Origin of the sequence: Ochrobactrum quorumnocens, assembly GCF_002278035.1 — a bacterium.
GTDB lineage: Bacteria > Pseudomonadota > Alphaproteobacteria > Rhizobiales > Rhizobiaceae > Brucella > Brucella quorumnocens.
On record NZ_CP022603.1, the window covers coordinates 924,000 to 938,845 of the forward strand.

Sequence of the window (14,846 nt, forward strand, 5' to 3'; positions counted from 1 at the left end):
ATATGAAAGTAGCGAGCCGTTCGATCCGTTCCGCCATTGCAGGCCTCGTTCTCGCCTGCTCACCGCTTACAATGACTGCAGCCTTTGCCAAGGATCAGCTCGTCATTGATCTTGTGAACGAGCCATCATCGCTTGATCCGCATAAGCAGTGGAACCCGGACAGTTACTACGTCTATCGCAATGTTTTCGACAATCTGGTCACACGCACTGATGTTGATGAAATAGCGCCGCAGATCGCTACCGATTGGAAATATAATTCCGATACCGAAATCGTCTTTAAGCTGCGCTCAGACGTGAAATTTCATGACGGGTCGCCGCTGACCGCAAAAGACGTTGCATTCAGCATCAACCGCATCATCAACCCAACCTTCGCAAGCCCGCAGCTTGGTCAGTTCAATAAGATCGTATCGGCCGAAGCCACAGGCAATAACGAAGTCACGGTGAAGACCGACGGCGCTTATCCGGCACTTCTTGCCCAGCTCGTCAAACTGTCCATCGTTCCGGAGAAGGTCGTTAAAGCCAAGGGCGACGATGCTTTCAATGCAGCCCCTGTCGGCTCTGGCCCATATAAGTTTTCGAACTGGCAGCGCGGTGTTGCGGTTAAGCTGGAACGCAATGACGACTATTGGGGCGAAAAGGGCGCATTCAAAACTGCTGAATTCCGTGCGGTTCCTGATGCGGCCACCCGTATCGCCAATCTCCAATCGGGCACCACTGACCTTGCCGTCGGCCTTGATGCCGATCTCGCGGCTCAGATCGAAGGATCCGCCAATGCCAAGCCATTGTCCGTTCTGACCGAACGTGTGGGCTATGTGAAGCTCAACCCGAATCTTCCACCCTTCGATGACAAACGCGTTCGTGAAGCCGTCGCCCGCGCAATCGACAAGGAAGCGATTACCGAAGGGCTCCTTGGTGGCGTTGATAAACCGGTCACGCAAATGGCGACGCCTGCGCATTTCGGCTATGTCGGAGGCATTGAAGGTTATGGCTACGATCTGGCAAAGGCCAAGCAGCTTATCAAGGATGCGGGCGCAACCGGCAAAGCTGTAAGCTTTGCCACCGCCCCTACATTCGACCAGCGCGTTGTGCAGGCCGTGGCGCAAATGATTGGCGAAACGGGACTGACGGTCAATATCGAGATGACCGATATGGCGACCTATTTGAAGAGCGCTCAGAGTGAGCCGAAAAGCCAGCCTGCTATCGCTTTCGGTCGTTGGTCTTGCGCCTGTCAGGATGCAGACGGTGTGCTTTTCCCACTTCTGCATGCGTCAAGCTCGTGGTCGTCCACAAACAACCCTGAAATCAACAAGGCGCTGGAAGCCGCACGCGGCACGCTGGACGAGAACACCCGCCTTGAGAACTACAAAACTGTCAGTACTTTCGTTGCCGAAGACGTCCCCCTCGTGCCGCTTTATCAGGCCGCAATCATCTATGGCGCAGCAAAGCAGCTCCAATGGAAGCCAACGGCCAATGAAAGCCTCTTCCTGAACCGTATGAGCTGGCAGGACTAAAACACCAAAGGTCGGCACAGTTATGCGCCGACCAGCAATAAAAATAACAAGGGAACGATACACGCAGTGCCAGCCTTTTTTCTGACCCGCATTGTGCAGGCATTGATCGCCATTCTTGGCGTCATGACGCTTATTTTCTTTCTGCAACGTCTTGCAGGAGACCCCGTTCTGTTGCTCGTCCCCCAAAACGCAACACAGGCCGATATCGAAGCGATGCGTACCGCGCTTGGCTTCGATCGGCCGCTGGCTGTTCAATACCTCGAATATCTGCGTGGTTTGCTTACTTTCGATCTCGGGCGTTCCTATGTGCAGAATGTCTCCGTATGGACGCTGATTGCGAGCCGCTTGCCCTATACGCTCATGCTGGCCGGAGGTGCGCTTCTCGTCGCTATTGGCCTTGGTATTCCCCTTGGTGTCATTATGGCTGTGCGCCGCGGACGTGCTGAGTCAAAAGCCATTATGGGATTTGTGCTTGCGGGCCAATCCATGCCGACATTCTGGAGCGCGATACTGATGATCATGGTCTTTGCGGTCTGGCTCGGGTGGCTGCCTCCCTCTGGTGCGCGTGATTGGCCAAGCCTCATCATGCCGTCCGTGGCACTCGGCCTCCTCTCCATGGCGACATTTGCGCGTGTGGCCCGTACAGCCGTTCTTGATGAACTCGAAAAAGACTACGTACGCACCGCTCACGCGAAGGGCGTGCCGATAACGCGCATCGTCATTCGCCATTTGTTGCGCAACGCGTCTATCCCAGTTGTCACCGTTGCAGCACTTGAGATTGCCAATCTTCTGGCCGGTGCTGTGATCGTCGAGACCGTCTTCGCATGGCCCGGTTTGGGGCAATTGACCGTTCAAGCAATTGCCGCACGCGATTTCATGGTGGTGCAGGGCGTTGTTCTGCTGGGCGCGATTACTGCGATTGCGCTCAATCTTGTCGCCGACGTGCTTTACAGCATTATCGATCCGCGCATTCGTATGGGAGGTCAGTCATGACATCCCTCACCTCCTCGTCATCCCGGGCACTCGCAAAATGGTCTAAGAAGCTGCCGCTATCGGTTTCACCATTTATCGCGATATTGATCGTTCTGATCCTGATAGCGATATTCGCGCCATTTTTCGCACCCATGGACCCCAACAAGCAAAACCTGCTTGCGCGCCTCAAGGCTCCCGGCTTTGAGAGCCGTGGCATTGTCTATTATCTCGGCTCTGATGAGCTGGGGCGCGATGTTTTAAGCCGCCTGATTTACGGCGCTCGTATTTCGTTGTTGGTTGCTATTTCCTCGGTCGTTCTTTCTGGAATCTTGGGAAGCGTCCTTGGTATGGTTGCAGCCTTTTATCGCGGCTGGACCGAAACTATCATCATGCGGCTGGTCGATATGGTCCTGTCGGTCCCGGCCATTCTTCTGGCAATCATCACTGTTGCCATTCTCGGACCAAGTCTTGCCAATGTCGTCATCGTTCTGGCCTTCACCCGCTGGCCACGCTATGCGCGCGTTGCCTATGGGCAGACGCTTTCTGTGGCCAATATGCCTTATGTCCGCCTGTCACGTTTCATGGGAGCCGGATGGCTGCGCCTTTTATGGCGACATATTCTGCCAAATATCGCAGGCGCGCTTATTGTCGTTGCCACGCTTGAATTCGGGCTGATGGTGTTGTTTGAGGCCGGATTGTCCTTTCTTGGGCTGGGCGTGCAGCCACCAACCGCGAGCTGGGGGGCGATGCTTTCAACCGGACGCAACTATGTAGCTTCCGCATGGTGGATCGCGACATTTCCGGGCGTCGCTTTGTTCCTGCTCGTCCTCTCCATCAACCTTATCGGCGACCATATCCGCGACCGGCTCGACCCGCGCGGCAGATAGGAGTTTTATTCGTGAATTTCGAGAATGAATTCAAAGGCAAAAAAGTTATCGTAACGGGCGCTGGCGGCATCATCGGCGGATGGATTGCCACCGCTTTTGCGCAGGAAGGCGCAATCCTTTGCCTTACCGATCAGGATCAGACAAAGCTTGATGAGCGCATTGCGGAACTTCCCGGCGAAGGCCATTTCGGCATTGTCTCAGACCTTATCGATGCAGCTTCTATCACCAGCTTTGCGGACGCGGTTGCCACATGCTGGGGCGCGCCAGATATTCTCGTCAACAACGCAGGCATATATCCGTCAGGCTTCCTGCTCGACATTTCGCTCGAAGACTGGGACCGCATTATGGGTGTCAATCTGCGCGCTCCATTCCTGCTGTCTCAGCTTTTCGCGAAACAGATGATCAATACGGAAACCGCAGGTTCAATCGTCAATATCTCGTCAGGTGCAGCACGCAAAATGCGCACCACGGTCGTCCCCTATTGCACCTCCAAAACCGCGCTCGACCGCCTGACAAAAGGCTTCGCACTTGAGCTTGCCGAATATGGTATTCGCGTTAATGTGGTCGAACCCGGCTTTGCGGCCGGAAGCGATGTCAGCGCTCTGTCTGATGAACACATAAAGACCGTCACTTCTTCGATACCGCTTGGGCGTGGTTCCTCCGCTCCTGATGTCGCATCCGCAGTTCTTTATGCCACATCATCGGCAGCCGCTTATGTCACCGGCGCTACACTGACTGTAGATGGCGGCAACTCCATCGGTTCGCTTGCCGTATTTCAGCAAAAGAAGAAGGCGCTATGACCGAAAGGCTAAACGTCAAATCGCCCTGGCCCAACTATCAGTGGCCATCTGGAAAGCAGTCAGCAACGCTTCTATCCGTCGATGTGGACGCGCAGGTGCCGTTCATGTGGGCGCATCGCGATGGCCTTCCCGATCGGCTGGCAACGCTCGAAATCCGTAACTTCGGGCCGCGCACCGGGCTTTATCGGCTGATTGACCTATTCGCACGCTATCACGTAAAAGCCAGTTTCTATGTCCCCGGATTGACTGCCGAAACCAACCCGGAAATCCTGCCAGCCCTCATTGAAGCCGGGCATGAGGTAGGCCTTCATGGCTATTTTCATGAGATCGTCGCCGATGTGTCGGATGCAGAATTCACCGGTGCGCTTGAAGCAAGTATAGAGCTGTTCGTCAAACAAACCGGCAAGTCGCCAGTCGGCTTTCGGTCACCCGCATGGGAAATCACGCCGCATATGCTGCGCGAGATCAAGCGTGTGGGATTGGCTTATGACTCCTCACTATCCGGCTTCGATCATCCCTACGAGATCGGCGGCATCACTGAAATCCCCGTTCAATGGGCAATTGACGACGCGATTTTCTTCAAGTTTGAGGGTGGCGGACGGGACAAGTGGCCGCTTCAATCCGGGCAGGCGATATTGCATGACTGGATTTCAGAGTGGCGCACACTGCACCGTTTTGGTGGGTTGTTTACGCTGACCGTACATGACTGGATTTCGGGTCGGGCACAGCGCATCGCCATTTTGGAAGAACTGCTGGACAACATCACCAGCCAAAAAGACACATGGGTCGCAACGGCGGCGGAGATTGCTGCCCACCATGCTTCATCCGTCAATGTAGGGCGCTTTGCTGTCGAAGCGAAAACACCCGCCCCTATCGGCAACCGCAGATTTGGACAGACGAATGGCTGAAAACTGGGCTATCCAGAAAAAGCAAACCTTAAGCGACGGCGGCATAATCGCCTGTCAGAACTGGCTTGCCGCTGAAGCGGGCGCAGCGGTCTTGCGCCGTGGCGGCAACGCAATGGATGCGGCAGTCACGACGGCACTTGTCTTGAGTGTGGTGGAACCTTGGCTTTCCGGTGTCGGCGGTGGCGGTTTTCTCCTGCGTGCTGGTGGCAAAGACGGAAAAGTGGATGCGCTTGATTTCAACGTAGTGTCTCCGCGCCGCCTTGACCCGGATGACTATCCATTGGCACCCGGCAGCGATGGGGACTGGTTCAACTGGCCCAAAGTTGTCGAAGACCGAAATCTCATAGGTTACAGCTCCATATGTGTGCCGGGCGCAATCGCTGGTCTCGCATCTGCGCTGGAACGCTTTGGCTCGATCAGCTTCGCCGATGCGCTGCAGCCCGCAATCGACCATGCCCGGAATGGGCTACAAATTGACTGGTTCACCACGCTTTGCCTCGCTATCGACACCGAAGGACTGAGCCGTTTTCCTGCATCAAGTGCGCTGTTTCTTGACAATGGCCGTGCACCGCGCGTCCCCGAAATAGGCTCGCCGCGTAGCATTCCGATGCCGAAAAAAGCTGCCATGCTGGAGAGACTGGCCCTGGCCGGCGCACGCGACTTCTATGAGGGTGAAATCGCCAAAAAGCTGATTGCAGATTTGCGCGCTGGCGGTAGCCACATCGACAAAGACGATCTGCGCGAGTTCCAGCCTGAGTGGAAAAAGCCGCTCACTGTTGATTATCGCGGTACCATTGTTCACGCTATGCCGGGACTTTCCGGTGGGCCAACCCTCGCGCGCGTTCTCGAGGAACTCGGCAGGACATTGCCGAACGAAGACGCACGTTCCGGAAAAACCGCGCTCGCCTTTGCGCGAGCCATCCGCCGTGCATCTGAAGAACGACTTCGCACACTCGGCCATGGCAGCAGTGGCGAAAGCTGTACGACACACGTCAGCGTTGTTGATCGTGATGGAACCATGGTTTCGCTTACCAACACGCTGTTGTCGCGCTTCGGCTCGAAAGTCGTTGCGCCCTCGCTCGATCTTCTCATGAACAACGGCATGATGTGGTTCGACCCTCGACCGGGGCAGCCAAACTCCATTGCGGCCGGCGTGAAACCGCTTGCAAATATGTGCCCAATTATTGCGAACAAAAGCGGCCTGCCATATATAGCCCTTGGCGCTGCAGGTGGACGTCAGATCATGCCAGCAATCGCGCAGTTATTGTCCTATATCCATGCTTTCGGCATGTCGCCTGAAGAAGCATTTCATGCGCCACGCATCGATGCAAGTGGCGTAAAGCTGCGCGTCAGCGAACGTGCGCAGCCCGATGTCGCATCGCGTTTGAGCGAAGAGTTTCCGGTCGAAATCATCGCCGACACGCTTTATCCGGTGAACTTCTCCATCCCCTCTGTAGTGATGCTCGAAGATGCCCACAATATCGGAATGGCTCATCCCTACCATCCATGGGCAGCGGTACGCACGGAGGCAGAATGACAAACCCTGTGCTTATAGTCGATGAGCTTGTCGTTCATATTGCAGGCCAACCGGTGGTGGATGGAGTCAGCTTTCAGGTCAATGAAAGCGAAATCCTGTCTGTTGTGGGCGAGTCCGGCTGCGGAAAATCGCTGACAGCCTTCTCCGTCATGGGACTGTTGCCTAAGGTCGCAAACATTGCATCGGGGCGCATTATGTTCGGCGAGCATGATCTTGTCGATACATCCGAAAAGACCAAGCGCAACTTACGTGGCAATGATCTCGCGATGATCTTTCAGGAGCCGGTCGCATCGCTCAATCCCCTGATGAAAATCGGTCGGCAGATCGAGGAAAGCCTTGTTGTTCATCGCAATTTGAGCGGAAAGAAAGCCCGTCACGCTGCCATTGCCATGCTTGAGGAAGTGGGAATTCCAGAACCTGAAATTCGCTTTGGGCAATACCCTTTCGAGCTTTCCGGTGGGATGTGCCAGCGTGCAATGATCGCCATGGCCTTGATCTGCCGTCCTCGCCTTCTGATCGCCGATGAACCGACAACGGCGCTCGACGTGACTATTCAGGCGCAAATACTCGATCTCATGAAAAAGCTTCGCGATGAGACCGGGACGGCAATCCTGCTCATCACGCACGATATGGGCGTCGTCGCCGATATGGCCGACCGCGTGGCAGTGATGTATGCAGGTCGCGTCATTGAGCAGGCGCCGGTCGATGCGATCTTCTCTGGCCAAGAGCATCCTTATACAAGGCTGTTGCTCTCAACCATTCCACGTCTGGAAGGCGAACCGAAAACCTATCTACCAACTATCGAAGGCATTGTGCCTGACATCGGCTCATGGCCTGATGGTTGCCGCTTCGCGCCCCGCTGCCCGATCTCGGAAGATCAATGCAGGAAGCATGTACCGCCGCTTTCAGCGCGCATCGATATTGGTGCTGCGGCTTGCTGGCGTTCGCAACAAGTGGGATCACTGGTATGAGCGACATGCTGCTTTCCGTTAAAAATCTTAAAGTTCATTATCCCATTCGTGGCGGTCTTCTGGGACGAGCCGTCAAGTTTGTAAAAGCAGTTGATGGCGTCGATCTTGAGATTGGCCGTGGGGAAAGTGTGGCACTGGTCGGCGAATCCGGCTGTGGTAAATCCACGCTTGGCACGGCAATCCTCGGGATGACCAGAGCGACATCCGGCAATATCAGCTTCGATGGCAAGCCAGTCATGCATGGTCTGTCCGAAACAATACGCGGACTTTCACGTGATATTCAGATCGTGTTTCAGGATCCTGCCTCGGCACTCAATCCAAAGCTGACAATCGGAGAAAGCATCGCTGAGCCGCTCGCTATCCACAATATCGGCACAGCGTCCGAACGCAGTGCGCGTGTGGCAGAACTGCTCAAGCTTGTCGGCCTGCATCCAGAACATGCAGTGAGAAGGCCAAGTGCATTTTCAGGCGGGCAGAGACAGCGCATCGTGATCGCCAGAGCGATGGCACTCAACCCCAAGCTCATGATTTTGGATGAACCAGTTTCAGCGCTCGATGTTTCGATCCGCTCGCAAATACTCAACCTGCTGCTCGATCTTCAACGACAATTCGGACTATCCTATCTGTTCATCAGTCACGACCTATCGGTCGTTCGGCATTTCGCGGATCGTGTAGCGGTCATGTATCTTGGACGGATCGTCGAAACAGGCAAAACCTCCGAGGTCTTCAACCGGCCAGAACATCCTTATACGGAGGCTTTGATATCGGCCATTCCACTGCCTGACCCTGTGGCCCAGCGGCAACGTAAACGCATCGTTTTACGTGGCGACCTACCGAGCCCTGCCAATCCACCAAAGGGCTGTGGCTTTTCCACACGATGCCCTATTGCCATTGCTGAATGCCATCAAATCCCGCCAATCCTCGTTGAACGAAGCGCAACTCGTCGGCTAGCTTGCTATGTTCGTGCAGCATGAAACACGCCTCCTGCCAAGGCGGTGCAAAACCCTTGCGGTGCATATAAGAACCCTTGCAATTTAAACATGAGTACAATAGTAAATTTTTCGCAACGCAGGGCTCGACATGACCGTATTGAAGCTGATCTGCTTGTCATCGATTATTTCCGTCAGAAATATGGCATCTGGCAGAAGGGCGGCGAGATTGATCGCGAAACAAATCTGCGTACTACATCTATGTATGAGATATTAAGACGCAGAAAGCTTAAACTTGTAGAATCTAATAAGGCCGACTGACTGGCGTATCATCAAGCGACGATTTCAATTTGGTTGTATGTAACTCATCGACTCCCCGATGGCTCGACATTGGCGAGAGTCTCGATTAAGATTTTTGACTCCAAGGGGTGTCCCGCAAGGGGCTGAGATACGGCTGGCAAGCGCAGCGCCGTGACCCTTCGAACCTGATCCGGATCATGCCGGCGAAGGGATGGGGAAGTTTAAGCCAGCCTTTTGCCGGTCTCACTGCGAGACCGTATAATGCCAAACTCAAGTGGTCTCGCTGCCAGCAAAAAGGTAGCTTTATGACCAAGCATTTCTCTCAAATATTAAAACAAGAAAGCGAACCATTATGGACGCAGGCGGTTGAGCATTCTTTCGTCAAAGAGCTCTGTGCAGGCACTCTTTCGGATGCATCTATGGCATCCTATCTGGTTCAGGACCATCGTTTTCTAGACAGCTTCCTCACTTTGCTGGGCGCAGCAATGGCCACAGCCGACACGTTTGAGGCGCGGCTGCGCTATGGACGTTTCGCCGGCATGGTCTCAGGAGAAGAAAACACCTATTTTCTTCGCGCTTTCACAGCACTCAATGTAAGCGAAGAACAACGCGCAAATATCCCCGATACCGAACCGACCATCGGGTTCAAAGCAATCATGCGTGAAGCCGCTGACACGCGCTCCTATGGTGCAATACTCTCGGTTCTCAACGTTGCTGAAGGTCTTTATCTCGATTGGGCATCCCGCGCGCAATCGCCACGTCCTGAAAATTTCGTTCATGCAGAATGGATCACACTACATGATAATCCTTCTTTCCAAGAGTTTGTAAGCTTTCTCCAAGCCGAACTGGATCGGATTGGCCCGGCGCAATCTGATATATGTCACAACTTCTTCCAGCGTGCGGTCCGTCTCGAATTTGAATTTTTCGAGGTCAATTATCGCTTGCGCAAATGATAACAATAATGCGGCGGGCAAAGCCCGCCGCTACATTTTCGCCTTAGCCTGACAAATTTAGTTCTTCACAGTATCTTCGAGAAAGAAGCGTCCGAGCGGGTTCTGGTAGAAATTCTCAATGTTCTTGCCCGTGACATTGATATAAGGGCTGTAATAGAGGTCGATCCAGTTGACGTCGTCCTTCGCCATTTTCTGGAGATCGATATACATCGCTTCGCGCTTCTTCGGATCAAGCTCCAGACGCGCTGCTGCAACGAGGTCTTTTACCTTCTCATTATTGTATCGGGTCATGTAATTCATATTGGTATCGTGACCCAAAACGAATGTGGTCTTCTGGTCAGGATCAAGAACATCATTGGTCCAGTACATGACAGAGATATCGTAATCACCCGCAATCAACATATCCCAGCTCTGGCTGGGATCGACTTTCTGGAGATTAACGGTGACGCCTGCCTTCTGAAGCTGTTGTTGTAGAAGAACTGCGATCTGTTCGTCCGTTTCGTTGCCAGCATTGACGATATAATTGAGCGACAAGTCCGATGCGCCAGCATCGGCCAGCATCTGCTTGGCCTTTTCCGGATCATACGGACGCTTGAGATTATCCGCGTAATGATACAGAGCACCCTTCGGTATGTAGGAATTCGCAACCTGACCAATACCGAATGTCACGGTATCGACAATCGACTGCTTATCGATAGCCATGTCCAGCGCCTGACGGACTTCCTTTTTCGCAAGTGCACCGTGCTCATGATTGATCAACAGATGATCTTCGCGTGTGGACGTATCTTCATGGACCTTCAAATTTGGGTCTTTTTTCAACTCGGCCACACGAGAGAACGGTACGAAGATCGCGGCATCCAGCTGACCTGCCTGCACGTTGAGCATCCGCGTATTATCGTCGGGGACCGAAATCCACTCGACACCATCAAGCTTGACGCGATCCGCCTCCCAGAAATTCGGATTCTTTTTCAGAATAACACGATCACCACGACGCCATTCGTCCACCACAAACGCGCCCGACGCCACTGGCTTTTCCGCGTAACCATCCTCGCCCAATTCCTCTACTCCCTTTTTAGAAAGAACCGAGACATTGGGGAGCGCTAGCGTGGACAGAAATGGTGCCGACGGCGTTTTCAATTTAACGACCAGTGTATGCGTATCTGCAGCTTCTGCAGTGTTCACGACCTTATAAGAGTCACTCCACAGAGAAGCTGGATTGTCACGAATACGCAGAAGTGAGAAAGCAGCGTCTTCGGCAGTAATCGGTGATCCATCCGAGAACTTCGCATCGCGCAGCTTGAACGTATAAGTGAGACCGTCATCCGAAATCATCCAACTTTCAGCAAGACCGGGCTCAAGTTTCGTGCCTGTCTTGTCGACCCGCACCAACACATCATAGACGTTTGAGAACACCCAGTTGTCGATGTTCTGTGCGGTCTTGATTGGATCGAAAGTGGAGGAGTCCTCGCGTCGTCCGATTGTCAAAACACCCGCCGCTTCGGCAAGTGCTGCACCAAATGTCATGCTCGTCATGACGGTGACGAGACCGATCTTCATCCATTTTTTAAGCATGTGTATTTCCCCTTATATTTTTTGGTTAGTCGTGCATCGTTTTCGATGCTTGTTCAGGATGCTTCAGCAAGAATTCTCTCTTCAAACAGCGATTTCGTGGGGTCAATATCGGGTATCGCGCTGATGAGTGCCGCCGTATAAGCCTCTTTCGGATGCGCAAACACCTCGGCGCTTAATCCCTCTTCAACGATCTCGCCATGATACATAACGACCACGCGCTCACAGAGATTGCGCACGACAGCCAGATCATGGGCGATGAAAAGCAAGGTCAGCTGCATCTTGCTTTTGAGCTCGCGAAACAAATCAACGATCTGTGCCTGAATGGTGACGTCGAGTGCTGCGATACACTCGTCGGCGATGATCATTTTTGGCTCCACTGCCAAAGCGCGCGCTATACCGGCGCGCTGACATTGTCCGCCGCTCAGGCTGCGTGGCTTGCGCGCGGCAAAGCTTTGATCTAGCCCAACGAGATCCAGCAGCTCGGCAATGCGCTGAGGTATATTCTTGGCGTCGACCTTGCCTTGTACCCGCAGCACTTCGGCTAAGGTTTCACCAACCGTCATGCGCGGATTGAGCGAATTGAACGGGTCCTGAAATACCATGGCCGCATCACGACGCAGTGCCGCCAGAGCTTCCTTACGATCAGGGCTGAGCGTCAATCCGTCGAATGTAATGCTGCCGTCGGCGATTGGTGTCAGGCCTAAAATTGCACGGGCAAGTGTACTTTTCCCGCTGCCAGATTCCCCAACGATTCCGATCGTCTCACCAGCCTGAACTTCAAGACTGACACCCTTTAACGCGCTCGTTTTCCGGGCCTTGAGGAATCCCCCAGCGACAGCGTAACGAACGTGCAGATCATTGACCTGCAACAGCGGCGGCTCCCCCAACTGAGGAACGAGACGCAATGAGGCCGTTTCAGGCAACGACGGATGGCTGGCTATGAGATTGCGTGTGTAGGGATCGCGGGGATTGCCGAGAACTTCGCTCTTCAGTCCCTGTTCCAGCACCTTCCCATTGCGCATCACTGCAATACGATCACAAGTCTGCGCGACCACCCCAAGATCATGGGTGATGAGAATAATAGAGAGCCCGCGTTGATCACGAATGTCCATCAAAAGCTGGAGTATCTGCGCTTGAATGGTGACATCGAGCGCAGTTGTCGGCTCATCAGCAATGAGAATTTCAGGGTCGCAGGAAAGGGCCACCGCAATCATCGCACGTTGACGCATCCCGCCTGAAAACTCATGCGGATAGCTGCCATATTGGCGCGTCGGGTCTGTAAACCCGACCTGCGCCATAATTTCGATTGCTGCTGTGCGGGCTTTAATCTTATCCAACCCCCTATGAAAGCGTATCCCTTCTGCGATCTGGTCGCCAACACTCATTACGGGATCAAGATGGCTGGTCGGATTCTGGAAAATCATACCAATCTTGCCACCACGCACCGCAAGCAATTCAGCTTCGCTCGCCTGTGCCAAATCCGTGCCGCCGAGCATGACCGAACCTGCGGTGATCTTTAAAATCGACGATGGCAAAAGCCTGACTATCGAGCGGCAAAGTAAACTTTTCCCCGATCCGCTTTCACCGACCAAGCCAAGAATTTCACCCTGGTTGAGCGTGAGAGAAACATCATCGATCAAGCGCCTGGTTTCATCCGGCAAGTAAGCATCAACCTGAAGATTGCGGATCGAAAGAACTGACTTTGTCATTCATGCACTCCCAGCGCTTCACCCAGTCCATCGCCGAGCAAGCTAAAACCAAAAGCCAGAAACACGATAGAGAGCCCCGGAAACAACGTGATCCACCAGGCAGTCGTTACAAACGGCTGGCCTTCGGCAACCATGACGCCCCATTCGGCAACCGGCGGCTGTACGCCGAGCCCGAGATAGCTGATTGCTGCACCATTCAGCAGCACGAGAACCGCATCCGACATTACGAAAACCAGCGAACCGGCAATCGCATTCGGCAGAAGATGGCGAAACATGATGCGGAAACGGCTGAACCCAAGGCTTTCCGCAGCAACGGCATAGTCTGTGGATTTCAAAACCAGTATCTGTGCCCGAACAAGGCGGGCGTATGAAACCCATCCAACCAGTGCCATGGCTATATAGAAACTCGTCAGGCCCGGCCCTAGAATGGCAATGATTGAGAGCATCAGAACCAGAAATGGGAATGCCAGAATGATATCGATCAGACGCATGAAGATCGTATCAACGATGCCACCAAAAAAACCGGCAATCGTACCGACGACCGTTCCAATGGCAAAGGGGAATATAACGCCGAAGACTGCGATCTGAAGATCGATACGTGCACCCCAGATAACGCGTGAGAGAATATCCCGTCCGAAATTATCGGTCCCGAACGGATGCAACCATGACGGTGGCTGCAGACGAACGTCGGCATTTTGAACAACTGGATCAAAAGGCGCGATCAACGGTGCGCCAAAAGCCAGCAGTACAAAGAGGGCAAGAACACCGATTCCAATGGCAAGCGTGGTCCGCTGGCTCAGAAAGCGACGCCAGTTGATCAAGGTGATGGGGATAAGACGCGCATTCATAGCTTCACCCTTGGATCAAGGGCGACAGTGGCAATGTCGGCCATGAAATTGACCATAACCGTTGCGCACGCAAAGACCATGGCTACCCCCTGCACAACCATATAATCGCGGGAGAAGATCGCGCGCACAAGCAGCTGCCCCATGCCCGGAAGCGCAAACACGCTCTCGACGACCACTGTGCTGCCGATCAGCCAGCCGATGTTGACGGCAAGCAAATTGACAGTCGGTACAAGAGAGTTGGGTAAAACGTGTCGCCAGAAAACAATGCTTTCAGGCATTCCGCGAGCTCTGGCAGCTGTGGCAACATCTGAATTGAGTGACTGGATCATCGCAGCGCGCAGGCTGCGCGCAAGTACAGTTGAAAGTGAAAGGGCTATCGTCAGACTCGGCAGAACCAGATGCGCCAGCTTCTCTTTCAACGTGTTGCCATAGCCTGATACCGGCAGTAGATCGAGCTTCACGCTAAAGAGGATAATCAGCATCAGAGCGAGCCAGAAAGGCGGAAAGCCGATCCCGAATGTCGACACCGTGCGTATCACATGATCGCTGAGTTTACCGTTACGCCGTGCAGCGATCGCCGCTAAAGGAACCGCGATCAGGATCGAAAGAATGACACTACAAATAACCAGCATCAAAGTAGGTTCAATGCGTGTCGCAATCAGCTTCAGGACGTCAATTTTATAGAGGATCGACTTGCCCATTTCGCCATTCGCGATGTTGCGCAGGAAATAGAGATATTGAAGCCACATGGGTTCATCGAGGCCATACTGCGCACGAATATTGGCAATGGCTGCGGGCGTCGCGCGCGTGCCTAGAAGCACACGTGCCGGATCACCCGGAATAAGCCGGACCAGTACGAATGTGATGACACTGATGCCGAACAGAACCGGCAACAACTGAAAGGGGCGACGGAGTACAAACTGGAAGCGATGCATGAGCTGCGGAGTTT

At 53.7% G+C, this 14,846-nt stretch carries 14 protein-coding genes and 1 riboswitch; of the genes, 10 read left to right on the forward strand and 4 right to left on the reverse strand.

What is annotated here, in order from left to right:
- Positions 1-2 precede the first annotated feature (2 nt).
- From CES85_RS04385 to CES85_RS04430, 10 genes are all read left to right on the forward strand, one after another.
- Entirely contained in the window at positions 3-1,511 is a 1,509-nt protein-coding gene (locus CES85_RS04385; RefSeq protein WP_095444803.1) for an ABC transporter substrate-binding protein, read from the forward strand.
- A gap of 66 nt (positions 1,512-1,577) precedes the next feature.
- On the forward strand, positions 1,578-2,504 hold the full coding sequence (locus tag CES85_RS04390; RefSeq protein ID WP_095444804.1) for an ABC transporter permease: 927 nt from the start codon (positions 1,578-1,580) through the stop codon (positions 2,502-2,504).
- On the forward strand, positions 2,501-3,370 hold the full coding sequence (locus CES85_RS04395; protein WP_095444805.1) for an ABC transporter permease: 870 nt from the start codon (positions 2,501-2,503) through the stop codon (positions 3,368-3,370). Before CES85_RS04390 ends, CES85_RS04395 begins: the two co-directional genes overlap by 4 nt.
- 11 nt (positions 3,371-3,381) lie before the next feature.
- Positions 3,382-4,170 (forward strand): SDR family NAD(P)-dependent oxidoreductase, encoded by a 789-nt coding sequence (locus tag CES85_RS04400; RefSeq protein ID WP_095444806.1) that lies wholly within the window; start codon positions 3,382-3,384, stop codon positions 4,168-4,170.
- On the forward strand, positions 4,167-5,078 hold the full coding sequence (locus CES85_RS04405) for a polysaccharide deacetylase family protein (protein ID WP_095444807.1): 912 nt from the start codon (positions 4,167-4,169) through the stop codon (positions 5,076-5,078). Before CES85_RS04400 ends, CES85_RS04405 begins: the two co-directional genes overlap by 4 nt.
- The gene (locus CES85_RS04410; RefSeq protein WP_095444808.1) at positions 5,071-6,615 is read left to right on the forward strand and encodes a gamma-glutamyltransferase family protein; all 1,545 of its coding nucleotides are present in this window, start codon (positions 5,071-5,073) and stop codon (positions 6,613-6,615) included. Before CES85_RS04405 ends, CES85_RS04410 begins: the two co-directional genes overlap by 8 nt.
- Complete coding sequence (locus CES85_RS04415; RefSeq protein WP_095444809.1) at positions 6,612-7,586, forward strand: ABC transporter ATP-binding protein; 975 nt, start codon at positions 6,612-6,614, stop codon at positions 7,584-7,586. Before CES85_RS04410 ends, CES85_RS04415 begins: the two co-directional genes overlap by 4 nt.
- Complete coding sequence (locus CES85_RS04420) at positions 7,583-8,560, forward strand: ABC transporter ATP-binding protein (protein WP_095444810.1); 978 nt, start codon at positions 7,583-7,585, stop codon at positions 8,558-8,560. The genes CES85_RS04415 and CES85_RS04420 overlap by 4 nt, the downstream gene beginning before the upstream one ends.
- Before the next feature lie 66 nt (positions 8,561-8,626).
- Entirely contained in the window at positions 8,627-8,836 is a 210-nt protein-coding gene (locus CES85_RS04425) for a hypothetical protein (protein ID WP_095444811.1), read from the forward strand.
- A 93-nt stretch (positions 8,837-8,929) separates the two neighbouring features.
- A riboswitch (TPP riboswitch) is annotated at positions 8,930-9,044 on the forward strand.
- A gap of 76 nt (positions 9,045-9,120) precedes the next feature.
- Entirely contained in the window at positions 9,121-9,768 is a 648-nt protein-coding gene (locus CES85_RS04430) for a TenA family protein (protein WP_095444812.1), read from the forward strand.
- 57 nt (positions 9,769-9,825) lie between these two features.
- Here the strand turns inward: CES85_RS04430 and CES85_RS04435 are convergent, their stop codons facing one another.
- From CES85_RS04435 to CES85_RS04450, 4 genes are read right to left on the reverse strand one after another with little or no spacing between them, the layout of a single operon-like run.
- Positions 9,826-11,340, reverse strand: coding sequence for an ABC transporter substrate-binding protein (locus tag CES85_RS04435; protein WP_095444813.1), 1,515 nt, complete (start codon positions 11,338-11,340; stop codon positions 9,826-9,828).
- A 53-nt stretch (positions 11,341-11,393) separates the two neighbouring features.
- A complete protein-coding gene (locus CES85_RS04440) occupies positions 11,394-13,049 on the reverse strand; it encodes a dipeptide ABC transporter ATP-binding protein (protein ID WP_095444814.1) in 1,656 nt (551 codons plus the stop codon).
- A complete protein-coding gene (locus tag CES85_RS04445) occupies positions 13,046-13,897 on the reverse strand; it encodes an ABC transporter permease (protein ID WP_095444815.1) in 852 nt (283 codons plus the stop codon). Before CES85_RS04445 ends, CES85_RS04440 begins: the two co-directional genes overlap by 4 nt.
- Positions 13,894-14,832: an ABC transporter permease gene (locus CES85_RS04450; RefSeq protein ID WP_095444816.1), complete on the reverse strand. Its 939-nt coding sequence runs from the start codon at positions 14,830-14,832 to the stop codon at positions 13,894-13,896. The genes CES85_RS04445 and CES85_RS04450 overlap by 4 nt, the downstream gene beginning before the upstream one ends.
- Between the last annotated feature and the right edge of the window lie 14 nt (positions 14,833-14,846).

Bases quoted from the DNA above. Each gene is read 5' to 3' on its own strand.
- CES85_RS04385 (WP_095444803.1), top strand. From the start codon at position 3: ATGAAAGTAGCGAGCCGTTCGATCCGTTCCGCCATTGCAGGCCTCGTT.
- CES85_RS04395 (WP_095444805.1), top strand. From the start codon at position 2,501: ATGACATCCCTCACCTCCTCGTCATCCCGGGCACTCGCAAAATGGTCT.
- CES85_RS04405 (WP_095444807.1), top strand. From the start codon at position 4,167: ATGACCGAAAGGCTAAACGTCAAATCGCCCTGGCCCAACTATCAGTGG.
- CES85_RS04410 (WP_095444808.1), top strand. From the start codon at position 5,071: ATGGCTGAAAACTGGGCTATCCAGAAAAAGCAAACCTTAAGCGACGGC.
- CES85_RS04415 (WP_095444809.1), top strand. From the start codon at position 6,612: ATGACAAACCCTGTGCTTATAGTCGATGAGCTTGTCGTTCATATTGCA.
- CES85_RS04420 (WP_095444810.1), top strand. From the start codon at position 7,583: ATGAGCGACATGCTGCTTTCCGTTAAAAATCTTAAAGTTCATTATCCC.
- CES85_RS04425 (WP_095444811.1), top strand. From the start codon at position 8,627: ATGAGTACAATAGTAAATTTTTCGCAACGCAGGGCTCGACATGACCGT.
- CES85_RS04430 (WP_095444812.1), top strand. From the start codon at position 9,121: ATGACCAAGCATTTCTCTCAAATATTAAAACAAGAAAGCGAACCATTA.
- CES85_RS04435 (WP_095444813.1), bottom strand. From the start codon at position 11,340: ATGCTTAAAAAATGGATGAAGATCGGTCTCGTCACCGTCATGACGAGC.
- CES85_RS04440 (WP_095444814.1), bottom strand. From the start codon at position 13,049: ATGACAAAGTCAGTTCTTTCGATCCGCAATCTTCAGGTTGATGCTTAC.
- CES85_RS04445 (WP_095444815.1), bottom strand. From the start codon at position 13,897: ATGAATGCGCGTCTTATCCCCATCACCTTGATCAACTGGCGTCGCTTT.
- CES85_RS04450 (WP_095444816.1), bottom strand. From the start codon at position 14,832: ATGCATCGCTTCCAGTTTGTACTCCGTCGCCCCTTTCAGTTGTTGCCG.